The 23,341-nt window shown below is 54.3% G+C and carries 21 protein-coding genes and 1 riboswitch; of the genes, 16 read left to right on the plus strand and 5 right to left on the minus strand.

Annotation, left to right across the window (positions count from 1 at the left end):
• The first annotated feature begins 9 nt into the window (after positions 1-9).
• Entirely contained in the window at positions 10-1,203 is a 1,194-nt protein-coding gene (locus L1F29_RS08020) for an NAD(P)/FAD-dependent oxidoreductase (RefSeq protein WP_258387809.1), read from the plus strand.
• A complete protein-coding gene (locus L1F29_RS08025; protein ID WP_258387810.1) occupies positions 1,203-1,457 on the plus strand; it encodes a hypothetical protein in 255 nt (84 codons plus the stop codon). The genes L1F29_RS08020 and L1F29_RS08025 overlap by 1 nt, the downstream gene beginning before the upstream one ends.
• A gap of 122 nt (positions 1,458-1,579) precedes the next feature.
• Here L1F29_RS08025 and hemQ read toward each other — a convergent pair whose 3' ends face one another.
• Complete coding sequence (gene hemQ, locus L1F29_RS08030; RefSeq protein ID WP_258387811.1) at positions 1,580-2,326, minus strand: hydrogen peroxide-dependent heme synthase; 747 nt, start codon at positions 2,324-2,326, stop codon at positions 1,580-1,582.
• A 185-nt stretch (positions 2,327-2,511) separates the two neighbouring features.
• On the opposite strand from hemQ, the gene L1F29_RS08035 reads away from it, so the two are divergent.
• From L1F29_RS08035 to L1F29_RS08075, 9 genes are all read left to right on the plus strand, one after another.
• Complete coding sequence (locus L1F29_RS08035) at positions 2,512-2,817, plus strand: YuiB family protein (protein WP_258387812.1); 306 nt, start codon at positions 2,512-2,514, stop codon at positions 2,815-2,817.
• 94 nt (positions 2,818-2,911) lie between these two features.
• Entirely contained in the window at positions 2,912-3,784 is an 873-nt protein-coding gene (locus L1F29_RS08040; RefSeq protein ID WP_258387813.1) for an alpha/beta fold hydrolase, read from the plus strand.
• A gap of 138 nt (positions 3,785-3,922) precedes the next feature.
• A complete protein-coding gene (locus tag L1F29_RS08045) occupies positions 3,923-5,443 on the plus strand; it encodes a replication initiation and membrane attachment family protein (protein ID WP_258387814.1) in 1,521 nt (506 codons plus the stop codon).
• Between the two features lie 24 nt (positions 5,444-5,467).
• Complete coding sequence (dnaI, locus tag L1F29_RS08050) at positions 5,468-6,421, plus strand: primosomal protein DnaI (RefSeq protein ID WP_258389639.1); 954 nt, start codon at positions 5,468-5,470, stop codon at positions 6,419-6,421.
• Positions 6,422-6,775: 354 nt separating this feature from the next.
• A complete protein-coding gene (locus tag L1F29_RS08055; protein ID WP_373876483.1) occupies positions 6,776-7,909 on the plus strand; it encodes a sulfate ABC transporter substrate-binding protein in 1,134 nt (377 codons plus the stop codon).
• Between the two features lie 28 nt (positions 7,910-7,937).
• On the plus strand, positions 7,938-8,771 hold the full coding sequence (gene cysT, locus L1F29_RS08060; RefSeq protein ID WP_258387815.1) for a sulfate ABC transporter permease subunit CysT: 834 nt from the start codon (positions 7,938-7,940) through the stop codon (positions 8,769-8,771).
• Between the two features lie 15 nt (positions 8,772-8,786).
• A complete protein-coding gene (cysW, locus tag L1F29_RS08065; RefSeq protein WP_258387816.1) occupies positions 8,787-9,686 on the plus strand; it encodes a sulfate ABC transporter permease subunit CysW in 900 nt (299 codons plus the stop codon).
• Positions 9,676-10,752, plus strand: coding sequence for an ABC transporter ATP-binding protein (locus L1F29_RS08070; protein ID WP_258387817.1), 1,077 nt, complete (start codon positions 9,676-9,678; stop codon positions 10,750-10,752). The genes cysW and L1F29_RS08070 overlap by 11 nt, the downstream gene beginning before the upstream one ends.
• Before the next feature lie 30 nt (positions 10,753-10,782).
• Complete coding sequence (locus L1F29_RS08075) at positions 10,783-10,995, plus strand: YezD family protein (RefSeq protein ID WP_258387818.1); 213 nt, start codon at positions 10,783-10,785, stop codon at positions 10,993-10,995.
• Between the two features lie 347 nt (positions 10,996-11,342).
• Here L1F29_RS08075 and rsgA read toward each other — a convergent pair whose 3' ends face one another.
• Entirely contained in the window at positions 11,343-12,437 is a 1,095-nt protein-coding gene (gene rsgA / locus L1F29_RS08080) for a ribosome small subunit-dependent GTPase A (RefSeq protein WP_258387819.1), read from the minus strand.
• Between the two features lie 507 nt (positions 12,438-12,944).
• Positions 12,945-13,091, minus strand: coding sequence for a YqzM family protein (locus tag L1F29_RS08085; RefSeq protein WP_258387820.1), 147 nt, complete (start codon positions 13,089-13,091; stop codon positions 12,945-12,947).
• 345 nt (positions 13,092-13,436) lie between these two features.
• Between L1F29_RS08085 and uvrC the strand changes: the two genes are divergently transcribed.
• Positions 13,437-15,398 (plus strand): excinuclease ABC subunit UvrC, encoded by a 1,962-nt coding sequence (gene uvrC / locus L1F29_RS08090; protein ID WP_258387821.1) that lies wholly within the window; start codon positions 13,437-13,439, stop codon positions 15,396-15,398.
• A gap of 78 nt (positions 15,399-15,476) precedes the next feature.
• Here uvrC and L1F29_RS08095 read toward each other — a convergent pair whose 3' ends face one another.
• Entirely contained in the window at positions 15,477-17,090 is a 1,614-nt protein-coding gene (locus L1F29_RS08095; protein WP_258387822.1) for a CPBP family intramembrane glutamic endopeptidase, read from the minus strand.
• A gap of 243 nt (positions 17,091-17,333) precedes the next feature.
• Positions 17,334-17,532: riboswitch (cyclic di-AMP (ydaO/yuaA leader) on the plus strand.
• A gap of 82 nt (positions 17,533-17,614) precedes the next feature.
• Here L1F29_RS08095 and L1F29_RS08100 point away from each other — a divergent pair.
• Together L1F29_RS08100 and L1F29_RS08105 are read left to right on the plus strand one after the other, a co-directional pair.
• Positions 17,615-18,967 (plus strand): TrkH family potassium uptake protein, encoded by a 1,353-nt coding sequence (locus L1F29_RS08100; protein ID WP_373876484.1) that lies wholly within the window; start codon positions 17,615-17,617, stop codon positions 18,965-18,967.
• A 17-nt stretch (positions 18,968-18,984) separates the two neighbouring features.
• Positions 18,985-19,644 (plus strand): potassium channel family protein, encoded by a 660-nt coding sequence (locus tag L1F29_RS08105; protein ID WP_258387823.1) that lies wholly within the window; start codon positions 18,985-18,987, stop codon positions 19,642-19,644.
• A gap of 132 nt (positions 19,645-19,776) precedes the next feature.
• Here the strand turns inward: L1F29_RS08105 and L1F29_RS08110 are convergent, their stop codons facing one another.
• Positions 19,777-20,670, minus strand: a complete 894-nt coding sequence (locus tag L1F29_RS08110) for a LysR family transcriptional regulator (RefSeq protein WP_258387824.1) — start codon at positions 20,668-20,670, stop codon at positions 19,777-19,779.
• A gap of 223 nt (positions 20,671-20,893) precedes the next feature.
• Between L1F29_RS08110 and L1F29_RS08115 the strand changes: the two genes are divergently transcribed.
• Positions 20,894-21,565 (plus strand): succinate dehydrogenase cytochrome b558 subunit, encoded by a 672-nt coding sequence (locus L1F29_RS08115; protein WP_258387825.1) that lies wholly within the window; start codon positions 20,894-20,896, stop codon positions 21,563-21,565.
• Positions 21,566-21,590: 25 nt separating this feature from the next.
• Positions 21,591-23,336 (plus strand): succinate dehydrogenase flavoprotein subunit, encoded by a 1,746-nt coding sequence (sdhA, locus tag L1F29_RS08120; protein WP_258387826.1) that lies wholly within the window; start codon positions 21,591-21,593, stop codon positions 23,334-23,336.
• The last annotated feature ends 5 nt before the right edge of the window (positions 23,337-23,341 follow it).

The raw sequence follows: 23,341 nt of genomic DNA on the forward strand, positions 1-23,341 counted from the left end.
GATTCTGCGATGAGTAACATACCGAAAATCGTCATTCTCGGGGCTGGTTACGGTGGCATATTGACGGCGCTTCGCCTCCAGAAAGAATTGAATTACAATGAGGCTGATGTAACGCTTGTTAACAAGCATGACTATCATTACATTACAACTCATTTGCACATGCCTGCAGCCGGAACGGACCGTGCCGAGAATGCGCGAGTCAGCATCTCCAAGCTTATTGACGAATTCAAAATCGATTTCGTCAAGTCGACCGTGGTTCAAATTCGAACGCAGGATAAGAAGGTCATTCTCGAGGACGGCACCTTGTCCTATGATTACCTGGTTATCGGCGTAGGCGGGGAGCCAGAAACTTTCGGTATACCGGGCATGCTTGAATACGCCATGAATATTCGCAGCTTAAATTCCGTCCGATTGATCCGTGAACATATTGAATACCAATTTGCCCGCTACAAGCGCGAGCCGCATCGCACGGATTATCTCACGTTTGTCGTCGGCGGAGCCGGCTTTACCGGCATCGAGTTCGTAGGCGAGCTGGCCGATCGCATACCGGAGCTGTGCAAGCAGTTCGATGTCGATCCGCAGTTGGTTAAGCTCTATAATATTGAAGCGGCTCCTACCGCGCTGCCAGGCTTTGACCCGGAACTTGTGGAATACGGCATGCAGGTGCTGACCAAGAAAGGCGTTATATTCCGCATCGGTACCGCCATCAAGGAATGCACGCCGGATGGCGTCATTGTCGGCGAAGGCGAAGAAATCCGGGCGGCTACCGTTATATGGGCGGCAGGCGTACGCGGCAACCGTCTGATCGAGGAAGCAGGCATCGAGACGATGCGCGGGCGCGTGAAGATCGACGAGTGTCTTCGCGTTCCGAATCATGAGAATATCTACGTCGTTGGGGATAATTCGCTCGTGTTTAATCCGGAAGGGCGTCCATATCCGCCAACCGCTCAAATTGCAATGCAGCAGGGCGTCGTTTGCGCTCACAACCTGGTCGCTTCAATCCGCAACCAGCCGCTGAAGCAATTTGAATTCAAGAACAAAGGTACGGTGGCTTCTCTGGGCAAGGGCGAAGCGATCGGGATCGTGTTCGGCAAGAAGTATACAGGCAGCAAGGCAGCTTGGTTTAAGAAAGCCATTGATATCCGGTATCTCTATATTATTGGCGGCATTCCACTCGTTGTCCGTAAAGGAAAGATACTCTAATGAGACACTGCAGCGTGCAAGTCCGAAGCCTGTTGACCCGTGATGAGCTGGAACGTTACAATGCGCTCATGGAAGTCGGCTCGTTCCTGGAATCCCAGAACCGTTACGACTTGTCCTATACCGTGCAGAAGGAAGTCGATATTCTCATTCTTCCCGCTATCGAGCGGCTCAAGGAGAAGGGGCGGGAGCGCGACCGTCAGACCGAGGCCTATCTTGAAGCGAAGAGGCTGATGGAAGAGGATGACGACGATTAGATCAGAGCTGGCTATTACAGAATGAACCGTTCCGCTATGAAGCGGCTGGCGGTTTCATTCGATTCGTAATAATAATAAACCGTCAGAGCCTCTCAATAGGCCCTGACGGTTTATTTGTTCTATTAGATTTGAAGCATCCGGGACAGCTTCTCTTCCGTAAGCAGGTTGCCTACATAGAAGTCGCCGAAATCGCCGTAGCGCGCACTTACTTCATCGAAACGCATTTCGTATACGAGCTTCTTGAATTGCAGCGCTTCATGGGCAAACAGCGTTACGCCCCATTCCCAGTCGTCGAAGCCGACGGATCCGGTAATGATTTGCTTAACCTTGCCCGCGTACTGGCGGCCGATCATGCCATGGCTGTACATCAGCTTGCGGCGCTCTTCCATGCTGAGCATGTACCAGTTGTCATTGCCCTGGCGGCGTTTATTCATCGGATAGAAGCAGATATGGTTCCACTTCGGCAGCGCCGGCTTCAAACGCGCGATGATATCCGGGTTCTGCATCGGATCCACCCCAGGCGGCGTCATATAATTGCTGAGCTCGACAACGCTGACATAAGAATGAGCCGGTGTCGTGAATCCGGCGAATATGGTTTTGTTAAATGCGGTTTCGAGCTCGTTTAGCTCTTCAAGCGTCTCGCGAAGGTGCATGAGAACGAAGTCCGCCTTCTGGCCGACAATGGCATAGAAAGCCGTGCTTCCCGTTCTTGCGTCCTCGGCCGCCTGCCATTGCTTCAAGAAGCTCTGGAGCTCGTCCAACGCCGCAGTTCTGACGCCAGGGTCCGCTTGTCTCCATGCGCTCCAGTCAATGGAACGGAAATCATGCAACGCATACCAGCCGTCTAATGTTTGTGCTGCTTCACTCATGTGTTATCTCTCCCTCTTAAGGTGTCTGTAACACCCCAATATCGGTTTGTATACATATTCGCATTCATTGTAACGTACCCGTGCAAGGAAGAGCAAATGACGGTCTTGTGACAAGTCGACGAATGAAATTGACTTCCTAAGTATCATCTACTAAACTAATCGTAGCGAAAGGGGAACGATGTGTCATGAATGCAGATGTCGATATATTGCAGCTTGCAATTGCGACCGTATTATTTCTTGTCATGATGTTCGGAATCGGGTTTATTCTCAACATGCTGCTCAAAACCACATGGTTTCCGATTTATTTATTATTCATCGTCCTGCTGCCTCTGTTCATCTGGCAGACCTGGGATCATGATAAGTCCTTCACGGCCAATTTCACGGCGTTTACGTTCGTGGACATCATTCCGGGAATCGGCGCTGTTATTGGGGCGTATATAAGCGGTGCTGCGATCCGTGCGCTGCGTCGCGGCGGATACAAAATGTTCTAACATGAAAACCGCAAGGGCATGGTCATACTAAGGAAAAATTTTTCCCTTCCAAGCAGCCAATGCAGGACGGGCAAGAGATCCGAGGTGTGGTAGCATGCCCTTTTTTCGCCTTTCAGACGTATCCCTCCATTTTCACGAAGAAGGCTCCGGCGTACCCATTCTATGCGTTCATCCTCCATGTCTAAGCAGCCGTTTATTTACTTATATCAGAACGGAGCTGTCCGGCTCCCATCGAATCATTACGATGGATATGCGCGGCCACGGGCGCTCCGAGCCGGGGAATGCGCCGCTTGCGCTTCCATTGATAGCCGAGGATATGAGACGCCTGCTTGATAAATGCGAGGTGCGCGAGGCGTACGTATGCTCATACGGGGCCGGTTCATTCCCGGCGTTAACCGCCTTGATTTCGTATCCGGATCGCTTCCGAGGCGGCATTATCGTATCCGGAACGGCAGCGTATACCGATATTGTAAACAGGTCGAAATTGCAGGCGGCTTACGTGTCCAGCGTGCTGCAGGCCAAAAGCGCGGTGGCGTTCCAAGCGGCCTGGAGCGAAGCGGATAACCGGACGGCATTCCATGCCTTGAATGAAGAAGCGAAGCTGGGCGACGCGATGCGATGGAAGGAATATGTGGCCGCTTGCTTGAACGGCACGCTTCAGCGGCAGCTGCCGCAAATCAGGCAGCAGATGCTCATCTTGTACGGAAGCGGCGACCAGGCGGGACGCGATTACGCTCAGAATTTGTATAAGCGGCTGCCGAATGCCGAAATTTATTGCGTGCTGAGGGCTCAGCGGCAGCTGCTCATGAAGCAGCCGGCCAAGACAGCCGCAGTTATCCGCCAATGGCTGGATAAGCAGGAGGAGCCGAGTCTGGCCGATACGTACGAGGAGCGGAGTGCGTTGCTCCAGGAGCTGGCGGAGCAGGGGATCGAGCCCGGCGGGGAATATCCCCATCCCATTATTTAGCCCTTGATTCTGCGCGTGAAGCGCGGCATTCTTATGAGAAGCGAATTCCCTCGGATCGGGGGAATTTTCTTTTTTTCGACGTGCTTGAAAGTATGTTAGAATAGTAGAAAGTATAAGGCGGATGGAGACGATTGCACGATGCGAATCGGTAATATGCATCAATTTACGGAGCATCACCGGTACTACAGCTACCGTGACTTCTCCTTAAGCGCTGTAGACCGAAAGATGATCGGGCTGATCTATCAGCCGATGATCGGTGCGTTTGCAACTGGATTGTATCAGCTGTTCTATCAGCTGGTGCCTGATGATAGAGTAGGCTATTCGCCGCTTGAGCCGCAGCGGAAGCTGTTCCTCGGATCGGGGCTGGACATGCATGAGCGGGGACGACAAGAATTTGTCGAACAGGCATCGCGCCTGGAGGCCGTCGGTCTGCTGCAGACATCCCGTCTGGGCGTTCCCGACAGCGACGATTATGTCTATGAATATGAACTCATTAAGCCGCTCTCGCCGGATGAGTTTTTCCGCAATCCTCATCTTATGCTGCTGCTTCGGGATAAGGTTGGCAAATACGCGGTCATTTCGCTCCGGGAATCATTCTACGAGAAGGAAGCGGATGAGCTGGCGGGGGCGGAGCTTGCGCGCGACAACATAACGGTTCCGTTCTATGAGCTGTTCAAGTTGAATGCGCAGACGGTCGATGTGGAGCTGGAGCAGGCGTTGTCCGAGGTTGCGCCGACCCGCAGCCCGGCCGCGAAGCCGCAGCTGGAGACGGCAGGCATCCAGTACGGAGAAATCATCAGCCGCTTCCCGCGGAACTCGGCGAACCGCAAATATGTCGAGCGGCTGCGCGGCGATGAGGAACAAATGGCTCAGCTCAATTTCGTCGCTTATAAATACAGCCTGACCGTTGTCGATTTATGCAGGCTGCTGGACGAGGACGATGTGTTCAGTACCCGGGGCGAGCTGATGATGGACGAGCTGCAGCTTCGCGCGAGCCAGATGTACCGTCAAGACCGCAAGCGCGACGAGGACCGGCTGCGCATGCAGGGGCGGATGGAGGCGGCTAGCGCAGGCGAGCAAGGCGACACGGGCGACGAGCCGCTGGAGGAAGTGGCCGTTCAGGAAGAGTTCTATATGGAGGTGCCGGCACAGCTGGCCGGGCGCTGCGATATTCATCAGTATAATATGCTGATGCGCAACGAGCCGCATACGAGGTTTGTCACCAGGTTCTTCCCGGGTGCCGTTCCGGAATGGATTATACGAGTGTTCGAAGTGATCGATTTGAATTATCGGCTTACGGGATCAGTCATTAATGTGCTCATTCACTATGTGCTCGGCATGAACGATGCGCAGCGGGTGACGAAGACGTACATAGATGCAGTTGCTTCTAATATGCTAGTGAAGCGGATCGACTCGTTCGAGAAAGCGGTGCGTTATGTCCGGGATCAGGTTCGCATGGAGAAGGACCGGGAGTTGAGGCAGGCTGGCGGAGCTGCGGGAGGAAAGGCTTCCGGAGGAGCGCGAGGCGCTGCTTCCGGACGGACGCGCGGCCGTAAACCGGCCATGGCTATCGTGCAGGAGGCCGGAGAGCTGGCCGTATCGCAGGAAGAGCTGGAAGAAATGCGCCGGCTTGCGCGCAAGCTGGACGGCAATAAGTAATCGGAGGTGATGACGGATATGGCGATGGAATCTCTTGGCGCAATTATCAAACAATGGCCGACAGGCAAGAATGCCCTTCAAGAGGCGGATCGTCTGTTGGGAGAGCTGCTCGGGGATCCGCTCGTGGAGCGCCTTCGCGCCGAGCATCCGGAGCTTGACCGGGAGACGATCCGGCTGAATCTGAACCGCGTGTATCAATATGTGAAGGAGCAGCGCAGCTGTTCCGATTGCCCGGGACTCGATCGTTGTCCGAACGATTTCGAAGGCCATTATACGTTATTATCTTGTGAAACCGTCGGGGAAACGGTTCAGCTCAATGACCGCAAAGTCATGTGCAACAAGCTGCGGACCAGACAGAACGAAGAACAAATCCGCAGCCGGGTGAGAAGCTTCTATGTAGACGAGACAGCATTGTCCCAAGGGTATTCGGCGGACGAAATCTTAACGAGTGATTTGAAGCGGAGCAAGGCGGTCATGCAGGTATTTCAATACATCGACAAGACCAAGGAGAGCGGACTGCAGCGCAGAGGGCTGTATCTGGCCGGTTCGTTCGGCACAGGCAAGACGTTTCTCATGTGCTATATGCTCTACGAGCTGGCGAAAGCCGGCTATACGGGAGCGATCGTCTACATGCCGGATTTTGTCGAGGATTTGAAGATGCTCATGCATGAGCCTGGGAAGCTGAAGGAAACGGTCGATCTGATGAAGGAGACGGACCTGCTCATCTTTGACGATATCGGGGCGGAGAATTTGAATCCTTGGGCGAGGGATCATGTGATGGGTGCGATCCTGAACTACCGGATGAACCGGAAGCCGACCTTTTATACATCTAACTATGATCTGGATATGCTCGAACGCCACTTCAGCTTTACGAACCGGGAGGGCGATGAGCTGCATAAGGGCCAGCGTCTGATGGACCGGGTACGGCCTTACGTGGATACCGTTCTCGTTACCGGCCATAATAAACGCGGCGTGTAATGTAAGCGTGGAATCATACAAATTGAAGCTCCTTTCTTGTCCGTTTGCTGACGGGAAAGGGGCTTTTTGCCGTTGTAATGCAGAGGGAGGACGTTGTACATCGTACGGGGGAGGTGAGCGGTGTGTGGCGTGTGGCATGTGGCATGTGGTGAATAGGCAGCCCGAACATATATAAGCGGAACTTATACCCCTAATTAGAAAATTTAAAAAAATTGGTTGACATCGATGCTAGTCCACTGCTATTATTCATCCATAACATACTAAACAGGTAGGAATAATAATGGTTTCGACCGGACCACCGGAGTGAACGATTGATTCATCGATCTGTTTCAAGTGATGAGGGGAGCTTTTTATATGTCACATATGACAGCGAAATCCATGTTCTCATTCCGTTCATTTCTGGTCCTCGTCGTGTTCGCAATCGTCCTTTCAGGCTGCGGCAGCGCCAATAACAATGGCAAAGCAGACGCGGGCGAAGATGCAGGCAAAGCGAAGAACGAAGCATCCGGCAACGAAACCGGCGGCCATTCATCCGGGGAAGCAAAGAAACCGGCCGTAGAGCTGCTTAATGTCTCCTATGACCCGACCCGAGAGCTTTACGAAGCTTACAATAAGCTGTTCGCCGATTATTGGAAGAAGGAACAGAATCAAGACGTCACGATCAAGCAGTCTCACGGCGGGTCAGGCAAACAAAGCCGCGCCGTGATCGATGGGCTGAAGGCCGATGTGGTGACGCTGGCCCTTGGCTACGACATCGACGCCATAGCGGACCAAGGGATCACCAATCCCGACTGGCAGAAGAAATTCGAGAGCAACAGCTCGCCTTATACGTCAACGATCGTGCTCTTGGTACGCAAAGGAAATCCCAAAGGCATCAAAGATTGGAATGATCTGATTAAGGATGATGTGGAGGTTATCACACCGAATCCGAAGACGAGCGGCGGCGCCAGATGGAACTATTTGGCTGCCTGGGGTTATGCCCTCAAACAGAACGGCGGAGATGAAGACAAAGCGAAGGCTTTCGTAGCGGAGCTGTTCAAGCATGTGCCGGTTCTCGATTCCGGCGCGCGCGGATCGACGACGACGTTCGTCGAGCGCGGTCTGGGCGACGTTCTGCTGGCTTGGGAGAATGAAGCGTATCTGTCGGTCAATGAGCTGGGCAAGGATAAATTCGAAATCATCTATCCTTCGATAAGCATCTTGGCAGAGCCGCCTGTAGCCGTTGTCGACAAGGTGGCCGACAATAAGGGAACGCGCGATGTCGCGGAAGCGTATCTCAACTATTTATACACGGAAGAAGCACAGAAGCTGGTAGCGGAGAACTACTATCGTCCGCAGCTGGCATCCGTAGCGGAGCAATTCAAGGACCGGTTCCCGCAGCTTGACTTGCTGACCATCGATGGCGATTTCGGAGGCTGGAAAGAAGCGCAATCCAAACATTTTGCAGATGGCGGCGTATTTGATCAAATTTATACGCCAGGCTCATAATCCGGATGCTGACGGGAGCTGACTTCACATGAAAGGTTCCAAAGCTCGCAGCGTCCTGCCCGGTTTCGGGTTGTCCCTCGGATTTACGATTTTTTACTTAAGTCTGATCGTGTTGATTCCGCTTGCCGGCGTGTTTATCAAAACAACCGGTCTTACGTGGGAGCAATTCTGGCAGACCGTAACGAATGCGCGCGTCCTCGCGTCCTACCGCGTCAGCTTGATGACGGCGCTTGCCGCAGCGCTGGCGAATCTTGTGTTCGGTCTGCTGGTTGCCTGGGTGCTGGTGAGGTACCGCTTCCCCGGCAAGAAGCTCGTCGACAGTCTTGTCGATCTGCCGTTTGCTTTGCCTACCGCCGTGGCGGGTATTGCTCTTACGGCGATCTATGCGCCGAACGGCTGGATCGGCTCCTTGCTTGAGCCGATCGGCATCAAGGTGGCATTCACGCCTATTGGCATTACGATTGCCTTGATCTTCATCGGGCTACCTTTCGTCGTTCGCACGGTGCAGCCCGTCCTTCAAGAGCTGGACAATGAGACGGAGGAAGCGGCGGTAATGCTCGGAGCCTACCGGTGGGTGACCTTCCGCAAGGTCATTCTGCCGCAGCTCCTTCCCTCCCTCTTGACCGGGTTTGCGCTCGCATTTGCCAGGGGGATCGGTGAATACGGGTCCGTTGTCTTTATCTCGGGCAATATGCCGCTCAAGACGGAGATTACGCCGCTGCTGATCATGACGAAGCTGGAACAGTTCGATTATGCGGGAGCGACGGCAATCGCGCTTGTTATGCTGACGGCATCGTTCCTGATGCTGTTCCTTATTAATTACTTCCAGTGGCGCAGCAACCGGCGCACAGCGTCGGAATAGGGGGGTGGGCTTGCAATGGCAGGAGCTGTAACAACTCATTTGTCCGATAAAGCATCGATCCGCCCGAAGCATACCACCGAAGCGCCGATTATCCGGTGGGTGCTGATTGCCGCTGCGCTATTGTTTCTTGGGCTGATCGTCGTCCTTCCGCTCGCATCCGTCTTTGTCGAGGCGTTCAAGAAGGGAGCCGGCGTATATGCGGCGTCGATTACGGATCCGGATGCGGTATCCGCGCTTAAGCTGACGCTGCTCGCCGCCGCGATTTCCGTCCCGCTGAATACGCTGTTCGGCATAGCGGCTGCCTGGGCGATAAGCAAATTTTATTTTCGCGGCAAGAATCTGCTTATTACGTTGATCGATCTGCCGTTTGCCGTATCGCCGGTTATCGCCGGTCTCATCTTCATCCTCTTGTTCGGCGCTCAAGGCTGGTTCGGCCCGTGGCTGGACGATCACAACATCCAGATCGTGTTCGCGCTGCCGGGTATCGTGCTTGCGACGACCTTCGTCACCTTCCCCTTCGTGGCCCGCGAGCTGCTTCCGTTGATGCAGGCGCAGGGCATTCAGGAAGAAGAGGCCGCCGCGAGCCTGGGCGCCAAGGGATGGCAGATCTTCTGGCGGGTGACGCTGCCGAATATCAAGTGGGGGCTGCTGTACGGCATTATTTTGTGCAACGCCAGAGCGATGGGGGAATTCGGCGCGGTATCCGTCGTTTCCGGTCATATCCGCGGGGAGACGAATACGCTGCCGCTCCATGTTGAAATATTGTATAACGAGTATCAGTTCTCCGCGTCGTTCGCGGTAGCGTCGCTGCTTGTACTGTTGGCGGTTTTCACACTCGTCGTCAAATCCTTCGTGGAATGGAAAACGGCTCAACGGGAGCCGGATGGGGAAAGGAGCGGTGAGCATGCACATTGAGGTACGCGATGTATCCAAGACGTTCGGCACGCATAAGGCCGTAGCGGATGTCAGCTTCAGTGTCGGGCGAGGCAAGCTGATCGGTCTGCTCGGACCGAGCGGGGGCGGGAAGTCGACGCTGCTTCGTATGCTGGCCGGACTGGAAAGTCCGGATAGCGGAGATGTCTTTATTAATGGCAAGCGGGTTAACGACGTGCCTCCTCAGGAGCGGGGGATCGGATTCGTCTTTCAACATTACGCTTTGTTCAAGCATATGAATGTGTTCGATAATATTGCCTTTGGTCTAACCATTCGTAAGACGGACAAGAAAGAAATTGCGGCGAGAGTCGATGAGCTGCTGGACCTGACGGGTCTTCGCGGATTCGAACGCCGTTATCCGCATCAGCTGTCCGGCGGGCAGCGGCAGCGCGTCGCCTTCGCAAGGGCGCTCGCTCCCCGGCCGGAGCTGCTGCTGCTGGATGAGCCGTTCGCGGCCATCGATGCCAAGGTGCGCAAGGAATTGCGTACCTGGTTGAAGCAATTGATTGCAACCCTCGGCATCACGTCGATCTTCGTTACGCATGACCAGGATGAAGCGGTCGAAGTCGCCGACGAGATGCTGATCGTGCAGCAGGGCCGGCTGGAGCAGCAGGGGACCCCGTTATCGGTGTATACCGCGCCGGAGACCGCGTTTGTCGCCGGTTTTATCGGACAGTCCACGGTGATCGAGAAACCTCAGCTTCTTCGCGGATTCGAGCATGTGGCTAGTCTTGAAATGGGAAGCGGAAGCAGCAGAGCCATTATCCGTCCGGAGTTCGTCGAGGTAGGACGCCGGAGAGAGCTTCTGTATCCGTCTGCCGCTGCGAAGGGAACAGTCCGCCATGTGTTTTTCCGCGGCGCGCATCTGGAGCTTGAGGTGCAGGTGGGAGAAAACCGGCTGTCGGCCCACCGGTCTCTGGATCAAGAGCCGCTGCAGCCCGGTGATGATGTTCATGTTCTCATCCATCGCCTCTATCTTGTTACCGAGCAGACGGCATCGATGGTGGAAAATCCCCTGAAGTCGGATCCGCTGCCGGTCCATATTTGATGCATTCATACCTGATTGGAGGAGATTGCTATGGCTAAGCCTTTGATGTTGGATCAAGAATGGCTGGAGCGCATTGCCGGACAGGTCAACGGACTGGAATACGGATCGGTATTGATAACCATCCATGACGGCCGTATTGTGCAGATCGACCGCACCGAGCGCAAACGATTCGACGCTTCGGCCAGCAAGCAGCAGGACCCGGCGCAAACCTGCGGAGACAAGCTGAGGGCTGTCAAAGGATAGCCTTCTCCGCTGCGTATTATATAATGGCTGCTGATTTGCGCTCCGTGACTCGGATTCACCGGGTATACGGGGCGCTTATTTATCGTGTACAGTGCCGGCTGCTCGCAGTATAATCGACCACGCAGCTGAAAGACCCAAAAACGGCGTTACAGCACTGCCTCAAGCTGGAGGGAGATGCTGTAAGTCCGTTTTCTGCTCTTACGGCGCCCGACAGCGCAAGAGTAGTGAAAGCTAAATCGCTGCTGTAATCCAACCAAATACGGTGCAGCAGGGTGAAGCGCCACACCGTGCATATGAAGCCGTCTCCGTGCAGAAGCGCTGGATATATAGAGGATTGAAGCCGGGCTTCAATCCTCCACCGAGCGGTCATTGCGGCCAGCGGCCGGCTGTCGTTTCGCCGCGTTCTTCTTCAGCCGCTGGCTGACCGCTCTTTCCTTGCGGGCTTGATGGGCAAGCTCCCGGCCGGTCTTGCGGTAGCTTCCCAGCCGGCGGGAGTCGAGCGAGCCGTCCTGCACAGCCGCCTTGACGGCGCAGCCAAGCTCCGATTCGTGGCGGCAGTCGCGGAAGCGGCAGGAGAGGGCAAGCGCCTCGATATCGGCGAAAGCCTCTTCGCGGCCCTCGTCAGCTTCCCATAGCTGCAGCTCCCGCATACCGGGAGTATCCATCATCAGCGCCCCGCCCGGGAGCGGGAACAGCTCGCGATGCGTCGTCGTATGGCGGCCTCTGGCATCATCCTCGCGGATGCCTTGTACCTGCTGCAGCTCCTCGCCGGCCAACCGGTTCAGCAGCGTCGATTTGCCGACGCCCGATGAGCCGGTTACGCCGATCGTGCTGCCTGGCCGCATATACGAAGCAAGCGCATCGATACCGCCTCCTTGCAGTGCGCTGATGGCATGGACCGGAACGCCGGGCGCCACCGCTTCAACGTCCGCGATCCTTGCGGCAGTGTCGCTGCATAAGTCGGATTTCGTCAGAAGGACGACAGGCGTGGCGCCGCTATCCCAAGCCGCCACCAGGTAACGTTCGATTTTGCGCAAGTTAAAATCATCATTGAGCGCATTGACGATAAACAACACATCGATGTTTGCCCCGATAACCTGCTCGGCGACCATAGGTCCGGCGGCTTTGCGAATCATGGCCGAGCGGCGCGGCAGCACGGCGTGGATAATCGCCCGGGATTCGCCGGGCAGCTCCTTGACGGCTAACCAATCGCCAACAGCGGGGTAGTCGCTTCGCGCCGCCGCCTCGAACTGAAACTTGCCGGATACTTCTGCCGTAAGCTCGCCGCTTCCCGTTACGATCCGGTACAGGTTGGAGTGCTGAGCAATAACGCGTGCCGGTTCATATTCTCCGTACATTCCCATCTCGGCTTCCCGCTGTTCGTTCCAGCCGAAGGCAGTCAATCGGGCTAGCTGTTCTTGCTTTAATTTTAATAATGTCATGTGTCGGGTGTGCTCCTCATATTTGTTTTGTGGGTGTGAACGGCATAACAAAAAACCGCAGGCGGTTTCCCTGCGGCTGTTCTAGAGCACCCCATCCGTCTTTCGAACGACGACTCTTACACCCCTCCTATAACAAAGAGGGACGCATGAGAACATCATAGATAGCCGCGAAGAGGCACAAAAAATAGCCGCAAGAAACCAATGCGGTTTCTTCGGCTATGGTTGCGTTGAAGGACGATCCGACGCCTGCCACGCCCTTACGAAAGTAAAGGCAGCAAGCTCGAATAGCGTTTATCCAACTATGTGGACCATACCGGGAGAGACCGCTGCATATACGATTGACGCTTCGGGTACTGCAATAAGAACGTTGTACATATCTACATCAGCCTCCTTCCATAATCTGTATGGCTATTGTATGCGTCAAAGCCGTGTTTGTCAACCGGAGCCGGAGCATATTGAAAAAAAGCCCCAGCCGCTAAAGCGACCGAAGCTTCGTTCTCAATTTCATTACGAAATGATGAATTTCACAATTACCGCAGCTGCGAACACGACGAACATGATCCCGAAGAAACCGCCAAAACCGATGGCAACGTCAAAAAAGTCGTTGCGGGGTTCTTCGTTTACGTGTTCGCGCGGGTCTCTAACATTCTCCATGTGACAATTTCCTCCTCGGGCGACCTTTGCTTCCCTTAGTATACCCAACAATCCGAATAAATGTAAAGCTGCCTTGTGACAATTATGAGACAACGATTTACAAAAAAGCAGGCTACGATGGACCATACCGCAAAACTGCGCCGGCTATGTTACAATAAAGGGAGTGACTTTAACCGGTGTTATCGAAGTTACCGGGAAAGCGAATTCACGAAACAGTCGGACTATCGAATTTACAAATCCGAATCGAAAGCCAAATATGTGTTTAATTACCGGAGCAACAAGCTTCCAAGCACAAAGGGAATGAACAAATAGAATTGCGTTTCGCTTTTAGGGAGGGGGAGACGGATGGAAGAAGGCCAATTTACGGGCTTTGATGAAGGACGCAAGCAAGCGTCGGAACACATTCGCAACAAGCTGGCGCTGCTTCCCGATCAACCGGGCTGTTATCTGATGAAGAACGGGGAAGGAACCATCATTTACGTAGGGAAGGCCAAGGTGCTGAAGAACCGGGTCCGTTCCTACTTCAACGGCAGCCATAACGGAAAGACGCAGCGTCTGGTATCGGAAATCCGCGATTTCGAATATATCGTCACATCAAGCAACATGGAAGCGCTCATTCTGGAGTGCAACCTGATCAAGCAGTATCATCCGCGCTACAACGTGCTGCTCAAGGACGATAAGACGTTCCCGTATATCAAAATTACGAGCGAGAAGCATCCGAAGCTGGAGGTAACCCGCCGGATCGTGAAGGATAAGGGCAAATATTTCGGCCCATATCCGAATGCATTCGCGGCACAGCAGACGAAGAAGCTGCTGGACAGATTGTATCCGCTGCGCAAATGCAACACGCTGCCGGACAAGGTGTGCCTGTACTACCATCTTGGACAATGCGTCGCCCCTTGTGAATTTGAAGTCGAGCCGGGCACGTATGAAGCGATGGTTCATGAAATCACCCGGTTTCTCAATGGCGGACACGAGGAAGTCAAACGGACGCTCCAAGAGAAAATGGAGGCAGCCGCGGAAGCGATGGAGTTCGAGCGGGCCAAAGAATACCGCGATCAAATCATTGCGATCGATGCGGTAATGGAGAAGCAAAAAATTACGCTCACGGACGCGATGGACCGCGACGTATTCGGGTTCGCTACGGACAAGGGCTGGATGTGCGTGCAGATCATGTATATGCGCAAAGGGAAAATGATCGAGCGCCGTGCCACGCTATTTCCTTATTACGGGGAAGCTTACGATGATTTCATGACGTTCGTTACCCAGTATTATAGCGAAAATCCGGCGCTGCCGAAGGAGATCCTGCTGCCGGCGGCGCCGGAAGAGGCCGCCGACCAGCCGAAGGATGAACAAGTGCACGCAGATAAAGAGGCTTCGCTCCCCGATGTACCGGGTCCGGCTGCATCGGACATGAATGAACCGGATGACGGGGAAGCGGCCCCCGGCTCGGCAGGGGATGAAATTCGCTCCTCATTGCAGAAGTGGCTGAAGGTGAAAGTATTCATGCCTCAGCGCGGCCGTAAGCGGGATGTCGTCGCCATGGCGGTGGACAATGCCAAAGTGGCCCTGGACGAGAAGTTTCAGCTAATCGAGCGGGATGAGCAGCGGACCTCCAAGGCATCGGAGGGGCTGGCGCATGCGCTTGGCATGCCGGGTATCCGCCGGATCGAGGCATTCGACAACTCGAACATTCAGGGCACGGATCCGGTATCCGCGATGGTGGTCTTCACCGATGGAAAGCCGGACAAGAAGGAGTACCGCAAATACAAAGTTCGAACCGTACAAGGTCCGGATGACTACGAAACGATGCGCGAAGTGATCCGCCGGCGCTATGAACGGGTAATGAAGGAAGGGCTGCAGCTGCCCGACCTCATCGTCGTCGACGGCGGACGCGGGCAAATTTCGGCGGCGCTCGATGTGCTTGAGAATGAGCTGGGCCTTGACATCACAGTATGCGGAATCGTCAAGGATGCGAAGCATAAGACGGCGCAGCTGATGTGCGGCGATCCGCCGGTTATCGTTCCGCTGGCCAGAGACAGCCAGGAGTTTTATTTGCTGCAGCGGATCCAGGACGAGGTTCACCGGTTCGCCATTACTTTCCACCGCGAACAGAGGGGCAAGTCGATGATTGCGTCCCGCTTGGACGCGATTCCGGGTATCGGCGAGAAGCGGCGCAAAGCGCTGCTGAAGCACTTTGGCTCCATCAAAAAAATAAAAGAAGCCGAAATCGAAGATTTCCGGCCTCTGTCGATCGGCGAGAAGCTCGCCGCTCAAATTATAGAAGCGCTGAAGGAAGAGCCGTAGAACCAACGGGCTCTTCCTTTTTTGCGCTATCTAAGTAAATCCGAAGGGTTAAGCAGATGCGCATCCTTCGAAAACGGACTACAGCTTAATCTCTCTTACCGGCGTTCTGTTGTGCCGGTACCGGATAATCGCTGCGATTGGGATTGGCAGCACGATATAGATGACGCCCATGAAGATATTAACCGCTGATCCCATGAACATAAGAGAGATCGCCATCATAATGCTGTTGAATATCGCATGGGCGAAGATGACCGTGACCAGGCCGTAACGGAGAAAGACATAACTGAATGCAAGTCCGATTATGGTCAGCTCCAGCAGCCGCGTTGTCGCCGGGAAGATCGGGTACGTCACATGCCCCAGCGCCCAGATGACGGACGGAATGAGCGAAGCGACGAACGTATTGCGCAGCCATCGCTTCAATATGCCGATGCCGAAGAAACGGTATACAGCCTCTTCGGAAATGGCGGCGCACCAGGCGAGCAGAGGAAGCAGCCATGGGGCTGCGAAATTGTAGGGCGACTGGGTGACGTCCGTCGTCGACCAAGCTCCGGTTGCTTTCTCCAGTACGAGCAGGATGATAGTCTGCGCGCCAAGCAATATAAAGGCGGTCAAATAACCCAGCCACATACTGCGCCAGACATGCGTTCCATATCCGGGCTCTCCCATACGCGGCCATAAATTACGGCCCATCGCGCGCCATAAGCCATCGCCCGCGACAAGGGAGAAGTAGACGGCTGCGGCCATAACGACGGTGATGATACAGGTGATAGCGACCGCAACGACTGCATACCCGGCAGCATCCGGTTCCTCCCCAAAGCTGGCGATCAGCCCGTCGGTCATGTTCATGTTATTGACCAGGTAGAACGCGAGAAATAGGCCCGTCAATAACAATCCCCTCACGAATGACGTATGGCGGCGGTATAACACGCCGTATACGATCGCGAGGATAAAGAGGACGATCGACAGCAGAACGCTTCCGATTAGCGACAGCATCGATGCGAATTTGGACTGCTCGGTCACATAGGCTTCATAGTGGGCCGGCACGACAAAAGCCGGTTTATAGCCCGCGATAACCGTCTGCCCGCTGGAGGTTTCTTCCGTGCGGATGGACAGCTGCAGCTTGGCCTCGTCGAAGTCCTGGCCGCTGATGTACAGCCGGATCGTACCATCAGCCAGAGGTTTCTTGCCTTGCTGGATCGATTCCTTGGCAAATCCTTGACTGACGGCGAAAGCAATCGCGGCATCCATTGCCTTATCAGGGGGAGAGGCTATATGATTTTGCTCGCTGTAATGGTTCCAGGCGACGACGTCACCGCTTTCCATATGGACATAGACGAACAGTGTGCTCCCGTCAGGCAGACTTGCCGACACCTGATAGGTATCCGTCGGGAGTTTGGCGCCATAGCGTTTCTCGTAATCCGATAATCGCTGTTGTTTGGACAAATAGCCGTACAGCAGGCTGTTCGATTGATGAACCGCATGCGTGTTGTCCGGCACTTGATTAAACTGGCTCTGCGTAAAGGCAGAGGCGGCTCGCTCGGCCTCGCTTTTCTTAATAACCTGCTGGCTGCTCGTGCCAAAGAATGCGTCGGCGGTCACGGGTACGATTTGGACAACCAAATAGATGACGGCGCAAATGGCGGCAAACCACGAATACATCTTCCAATTTGGCTGCGTGTCTGTTAGATACATGAGCTCACCTCTTCAACGGTATGGATACGGCACAAGTAGGAAAATATACTTGTACCATAACATTCTATGCAGAAATTATCCATGTAACCGCTTATTTCGTGATGCGGACGAGATAATCGATGGAGAAAACAAGGATGACTTCGATTTTTGCCGTCCGCTACGGCTATTTGGCGCTTTTCGGTTCATTTTCTATATGTTTTCCGTTTGGTGTTTTTAATATCTGGCTTTATAATGGGGACGAATTGAATAGCTCAGCCGAATTTCTAGTCGAAAACGGGGGAACCAAATTGTTATCCGCTGCAAGCTGCCAGGACGGGGCGGGCATTGAACGGATCACAAGGGGTGAATTTTGCCGTCTGCGTCCACACGCAGCATGCGAATAGGGCTGCCTTTCCAGGCCCGAATCCGTCAGCTAACCTCGTAGGCTGTATGGAACAGGACTCATCGCGAACAGCATTGGGCATCCAGTGCTTTTTTTTGTGCCCAAAAATCAGGCAGAACTAAATATAGGGTGGAGGCTGATTGTGGTTTCACTGTTCAAATTGTCGCACTGGTCCCCGCCTCGCATCCTTGTAACGGGCTTCGCGCTCATCATCCTGCTTGGAGGCCTGTTGCTGTCGATGCCATTCGCTTCCGAAGCGGGCACGCGAACACCCTTCATCGACGCCGTGTTTACGGCAACATCGGCTACTTGCGTGACGGGTCTGGTTACCGTTGACACAGGCAGCCATTACTCGGCAGCCGGTCAGATCATTATCGTGACGCTTATTCAAATCGGCGGACTCGGCTTCATGACGATGTCAACCTTGTTCGCCATTATATTGCGGAAGCGGATCTCACTGAAGGAACGGCTTGTACTGCAGGAGGCGTTGAACCAGAGCAGCATGGAAGGGATTATTCGGCTCATTCGCAAAGTACTGCTCTATTCCTTGACGATCGAAGCCGTAGGAGCCGTATTGCTCGCCATCCGCTGGTCCTATGATATGCCGCTAGGCAAAGCGATCTACTTTGGGGTGTGGCATGCCGTGTCGATGTTCAACAACGCGGGCTTCGATTTGTTCGGGCAGTTCGGAACGCCGTTCGTCAGCTTTACCCGGTATGTGAACGATCCGATCGTCAATATTGTCGCCATGCTGCTCATCGTTCTGGGCGGCATCGGATTTATCGTCATGTCCGATGTCATCGACTTCCGGAACAAGAAGCGGCTGACGCTGCACTCCAAAGTGGTGCTATCCATGACGGGCGCGCTTCTTGCTATCGGGACGATCGTGATCTTCATCTTCGAATTTACGAATGAACACACGCTCGGAGCACTCGGCTGGGACGGCAAAATATGGGCGTCCTTATTTCAGTCGGTGGCTCCCCGGACGGCCGGCCCAAATACGGTCGACCTGACGCAGCTGCGGCAGGCCACTCAATTTTTTATCGTCATTCTGATGTTTATCGGGGCATCGCCGGGATCGACGGGGGGCGGAATCAAGACGACCACCTTCGCCACCTTGATCGGTGCGGTCATAGCGATGATTCGGGGGAAAGAAGATATCGTTATGTTCAAAATGAGGCTGGGGCGCGAACGCATCTTTAAAGCGCTGACGATTACATTGCTTTCGCTCGCCCTGGTCATATTTGTGACGATGCTGCTGTCGACGACGGAGGATCAGGCTTTCCTCAAAATTTTGTTTGAGACGACCTCGGCTTTCGGCACGGTAGGGCTGTCGCTCGGCGTAACGCCGGAGCTGACGATGTTTGGCAAGATAGTGATTTCACTCATGATGTTTACCGGACGGCTGGGCCCGCTCACGCTTGCATATGCGCTCGGCCCACGTACAGAAAAAGAACTGTTCCGGTATCCAGAAGGCAAAATTACGATTGGATAGGGAAGTAGGAGAAGCGGATGAAGACGAATCAATTTCTTATTATTGGTCTGGGGCGTTTCGGCTCGAGCCTGGCGCGCGAGCTGATCGAGCTTGACTACGAGGTGCTCGGCATCGACAAGGACGAGGAAGCGGTACAGGACATGAGCCATATTCTGACCCATGCCGTCGTGGCGGAGTCCACCGATGAAGAAGTGCTGCGTTCGCTCGGCGCCCGCAATTTCGATTGCGGCGTCGTGGCTATCGGCGACGATATTCAGGCAAGCATTCTGACCGCCATTCTGCTTAAGGATTTGGGCGTGAAGAAAGTAGTGGCGAAGGCGATGAGCGAGCTGCATGGGCGGGTGCTGGAGAAGATCGGCGTCGACCGCGTCGTATACCCGGAGCGGGACATGGGGATTCGGGTTGCGCATCAGCTTGTATCGCCGAACCTGCTTGATTATATCGAGCTGTCCAAGGAATATACGATCGCCGAGCTGGCGGTCCCCCGGTGCCTGAACGGCAAATCGCTGCAGGAGCTTAATCCGCGCGCGCGGTTCGGCTGCAGCATCGTCGCGATCAACAAACCGAGCGGCATCATCATCGCTCCCGCAGCGACCGACGTGCTTGCGGAGAAAGATATTATGGTCGTCATCGGAACGAACAATCAGATCGAGCAATTCGAGGAATCCGTTTCTTAATAATTCGCCAATTCATCTATTTAATGAAAGAAGCGGATTCAGATGTGAAAAATGGCAACAATAAAGGACAGGGCTGCGTTTCGCGGCTGCTGTCCTTTCTCATTATATTGGCAGGGAGTGCTTTGCCCGGCGCTAAGTGCGTTTATAAAAGGTAGACAGCTCTTCGACCCACAGCCGGACGGTCGGGCTAAGGCTTTCCGGTTCGGCATGGATGAGCGACGTTGTCCGCTTCGTTCCCTCAAGCTCGCGTATGGAGACGACGGTAAGATCATTGTCCGCCAGCAGTTGCGGCCGCAAATACGATTTCGGGAGCAGGGTTCCGGCCCGGCATGTATGGAGCAGCCTCAGTATCGCTTCGAAGGAATCGATCTCCATCCGAACGTCGGGGAGCAGCCGGTATTTCTCGAACAGCTCGTCGGTCAATATACGGTACCAGGTTCCCTTGGAGAAGAGAATCATCGGCATGCCGTTCAGATCGTGAATTTCAGGCAGCCCTTTCTCCATAATGAAATGATTGCGGGGCAGCACGAGAATAAGGTGATCGTCGAACAGCGGGATGCAGGTTAGCGACGGATCGTCGATTTGGGAGGCGACAATGCCGACGTCGGCTTTCTTCTCCCGGACAAGGGTGACGATTTCATGGGTCTTGCCGGTAATGGCCTTAATGTCCAGCTCCGGGCTCCGCTGCGTCAAGGCGTGAAGCAAGTCGGGCAATGTCGTTTGCAGCGTCGTTAGGCTGGCTCCGATCGTAAGCAGCGTACGGCCTGCGGCCTTGTATTCCGCAACCATCTGCAGGTAGCGGAGATGCTGCTGCCGTACCTCGACCGCGTATTCGTACGTCAGCTGGCCGATTCTCGTCAGCTCCAGCCTTTTGCCGATTCGCCGAAACAGCTCGACACCCAGCTCTTCCTCCAGCTTGGCGATTTTGCGGGAGAGTGCGGGCTGAGAGATATTGAGCAGCGTCGAAGCTTTATTCATGCTGGATTGATCGACGACGACGGCGAACAGGTTCAATTCATGGATCATCTCATGCCCTCCTCAGGCTGCTTATGCAAATAAGTTATAACTTTTAATCGATAATAAGCAATTCCATTATAAGCATAAAAGGAGTATGATGTGAAGTGTGGCTAAAATGTGTCATCTTATGTTGTTGACGCTGTAAAGGGTCGGGGGTACAATGAATCTTGGTGTCTTGACAAAATGTGACGGAAAAAGCTATCCACAGTATTGAAAGGAGAACGCAGATGTTATGAAAGGAAATTCGTACTTATCGCGCAAGATTCACTCCCTTCTAGGGGTGATCCCGCTCAGCTTGTTCATCGTTGAACATATGCTGACGAACTTTTCGGCTGTCGAAGGCGGGCCGCAAGGATTCAAGGACAGTGTAGCTTTCTTGAACGGGCTGCCGCTTGTCTTCTTCCTGGAGCTGTTCGGCATCTGGCTGCCGCTGCTGTTTCACGGCGTATACGGCTTGTATATCGCCTACCAATCGAACTTGAATACAGGACGCTTCCAATATGGGCGCAACTGGGCCTTTACGCTGCAGCGCATATCGGGCGTTATCACGTTCATCTTCGTATTCTGGCACTTGTACCAGACGCGCTTCCAAGTCATGATCGGCAATGTATCGCACGAAGAGCTTGGCGGCGTCATGCACGACATTGCAAACAACCCGCTTTTCTTCATCCTGTACATTATCGGCGTTGTTTCCGCGGTGTTCCACTTCAGTAACGGCATGTGGGCATTCCTTGTAAGCTGGGGCATTACGGTCGGGCCGCGCGCGCAGCGCATCTCGTCCTACATTTGGATGGCCGTGTTCGTCATTGTAACGGTGATGTTCCTGATGTCGCTGGGAGCGTTCCGCGGCGACGAGTTTAAAGAAACAGCCTCTGCCGCTCTGGCATGGGCGAATCTCGTTTAGGCTTTAAGATAAGGAGCGAATCGATATGGCAAAAAGTAAAGTGATTGTCGTCGGCGGCGGTCTTGCCGGCTTGATGGCTACGATAAAAGCAGCGGAAGCGGGCATGCACGTCGACCTGTTCTCGCTCGTACCGGTTAAACGTTCGCACTCCGTTTGCGCGCAAGGCGGCATTAACGGCGCCGTCAACACGAAGGGGGAAGGAGACTCCCCATGGGAGCACTTCGACGATACGGTTTATGGCGGCGACTTCCTGGCTAACCAACCGCCGGTCAAGGCGATGTGCGAAGCGGCGCCGGGCATTATTCACTTGATGGACCGGATGGGCGTCATGTTCAACCGTACGCCGGAAGGTCTGCTCGATTTCCGCCGTTTCGGCGGTACGCAGTACCACCGTACGGCATTCGCCGGCGCAACAACAGGCCAGCAGCTGCTGTATGCGCTCGACGAGCAGGTTCGCCGCTGGGAGACCGCGGGACTTGTAACGAAATTCGAGCATCATGAGTTTCTTGGCGCGGTTCTGGACGATGACGGCGTATGCCGCGGCATATCGGCGCAAGATTTGCGTTCCATGGAAGTCGTTACGATATCCGGCGATGCGGTTATTCTTGCATCGGGCGGCCCCGGCATTATTTTCGGCAAAACGACGAACTCGGTCATTAACACGGGTACGGCCGCAAGCGCCGTCTATCAGCAGGGCGTTCATTACGCCAACGGCGAATTCATTCAAATTCACCCGACGGCGATCCCGGGCGACGACAAGCTGCGCCTCATGTCCGAATCGGCGCGCGGCGAAGGCGGCCGGATCTGGACATATAAAGACGGCAAGCCGTGGTACTTCCTGGAAGAGAAATACCCGGCATACGGCAACCTGGTTCCGCGCGATATCGCGACGCGGGAAATTTTCCATGTCTGCGTCGACGAGAAGCTCGGCATTAACGGGGAAAACATGGTTTACCTCGACCTGTCGCATAAAGATCCGAAGGAGCTTGACGTCAAGCTCGGCGGCATCATTGAAATTTACGAGAAGTTCATGGGCGACGACCCGCGTAAAATTCCGATGAAAATCTTCCCGGCGGTCCATTACTCTATGGGCGGCATGTGGGTCGACTTTAATCAGATGACGAACATCCCCGGATTGTTCGCTTGCGGCGAGTGCGAATACCAGTATCACGGCGCCAACCGGCTGGGAGCCAACTCGCTTCTGTCGGCAATTTACGGCGGCATGATTACCGGTCCGAAGGCCGTTGAATATATTAAAGGGCTGAAGAAATCGGCTGATGATATTTCGTCTTCCGTATACGACCGCGAGAAGAAGCGCCAAACGGACAAATACGAAAGCATCTTGAAGATGAACGGAACCGAGAATGCTTATGTGCTTCATAAGGAGCTCGGGGAATGGATGACGAACAACATGACCGTCGTCCGCTTCAACAAGAAGCTGGAAGAAACGATCGGCAAAATCAAAGAGCTTAAGCAGCGCTACAACAACATTAACATTAACGATACAGCACGCTGGAACAATGCGGGCGTCGCGTTTACGCGCCAGCTGTGGAATATGATCGAGCTGTCCGAGGCGATGACGCTGGGCGCCTTGATGCGGAACGAAAGCCGCGGCGCACACTACAAGCCGGATTTCCCGGATCGTAACGACGAGGATTTCCTCAAAACAACGAAGGCGACATGGACTCCGGATGGTCCGACAATCTCCTATGAGGATGTCGACGTTTCGTTGATCAAGCCGCGTAAACGGGATTACTCGAAGGACAAGTAGAAAGG

Source organism: Paenibacillus spongiae (assembly GCF_024734895.1).
Classification (GTDB): domain Bacteria; phylum Bacillota; class Bacilli; order Paenibacillales; family Paenibacillaceae; genus Paenibacillus_Z; species Paenibacillus_Z spongiae.

Bases quoted from the DNA above. Each gene is read 5' to 3' on its own strand.
- cysW (WP_258387816.1), top strand. From the start codon at position 8,787: ATGGCAGGAGCTGTAACAACTCATTTGTCCGATAAAGCATCGATCCGC.
- L1F29_RS08070 (WP_258387817.1), top strand. From the start codon at position 9,676: ATGCACATTGAGGTACGCGATGTATCCAAGACGTTCGGCACGCATAAG.
- hemQ (WP_258387811.1), bottom strand. From the start codon at position 2,326: ATGAGTGAAGCAGCACAAACATTAGACGGCTGGTATGCGTTGCATGAT.
- L1F29_RS08075 (WP_258387818.1), top strand. From the start codon at position 10,783: ATGGCTAAGCCTTTGATGTTGGATCAAGAATGGCTGGAGCGCATTGCC.
- L1F29_RS08055 (WP_373876483.1), top strand. From the start codon at position 6,776: ATGTCACATATGACAGCGAAATCCATGTTCTCATTCCGTTCATTTCTG.
- L1F29_RS08085 (WP_258387820.1), bottom strand. From the start codon at position 13,091: ATGGAGAATGTTAGAGACCCGCGCGAACACGTAAACGAAGAACCCCGC.
- sdhA (WP_258387826.1), top strand. From the start codon at position 21,591: ATGGCAAAAAGTAAAGTGATTGTCGTCGGCGGCGGTCTTGCCGGCTTG.
- L1F29_RS08040 (WP_258387813.1), top strand. From the start codon at position 2,912: ATGCCCTTTTTTCGCCTTTCAGACGTATCCCTCCATTTTCACGAAGAA.
- L1F29_RS08020 (WP_258387809.1), top strand. From the start codon at position 10: ATGAGTAACATACCGAAAATCGTCATTCTCGGGGCTGGTTACGGTGGC.
- uvrC (WP_258387821.1), top strand. From the start codon at position 13,437: ATGGAAGAAGGCCAATTTACGGGCTTTGATGAAGGACGCAAGCAAGCG.
- L1F29_RS08045 (WP_258387814.1), top strand. From the start codon at position 3,923: ATGCGAATCGGTAATATGCATCAATTTACGGAGCATCACCGGTACTAC.
- cysT (WP_258387815.1), top strand. From the start codon at position 7,938: ATGAAAGGTTCCAAAGCTCGCAGCGTCCTGCCCGGTTTCGGGTTGTCC.
- L1F29_RS08115 (WP_258387825.1), top strand. From the start codon at position 20,894: ATGAAAGGAAATTCGTACTTATCGCGCAAGATTCACTCCCTTCTAGGG.
- dnaI (WP_258389639.1), top strand. From the start codon at position 5,468: ATGGAATCTCTTGGCGCAATTATCAAACAATGGCCGACAGGCAAGAAT.
- L1F29_RS08105 (WP_258387823.1), top strand. From the start codon at position 18,985: ATGAAGACGAATCAATTTCTTATTATTGGTCTGGGGCGTTTCGGCTCG.
- L1F29_RS08095 (WP_258387822.1), bottom strand. From the start codon at position 17,090: ATGTATCTAACAGACACGCAGCCAAATTGGAAGATGTATTCGTGGTTT.
- L1F29_RS08025 (WP_258387810.1), top strand. From the start codon at position 1,203: ATGAGACACTGCAGCGTGCAAGTCCGAAGCCTGTTGACCCGTGATGAG.
- L1F29_RS08110 (WP_258387824.1), bottom strand. From the start codon at position 20,670: ATGATCCATGAATTGAACCTGTTCGCCGTCGTCGTCGATCAATCCAGC.
- L1F29_RS08035 (WP_258387812.1), top strand. From the start codon at position 2,512: ATGAATGCAGATGTCGATATATTGCAGCTTGCAATTGCGACCGTATTA.
- rsgA (WP_258387819.1), bottom strand. From the start codon at position 12,437: ATGACATTATTAAAATTAAAGCAAGAACAGCTAGCCCGATTGACTGCC.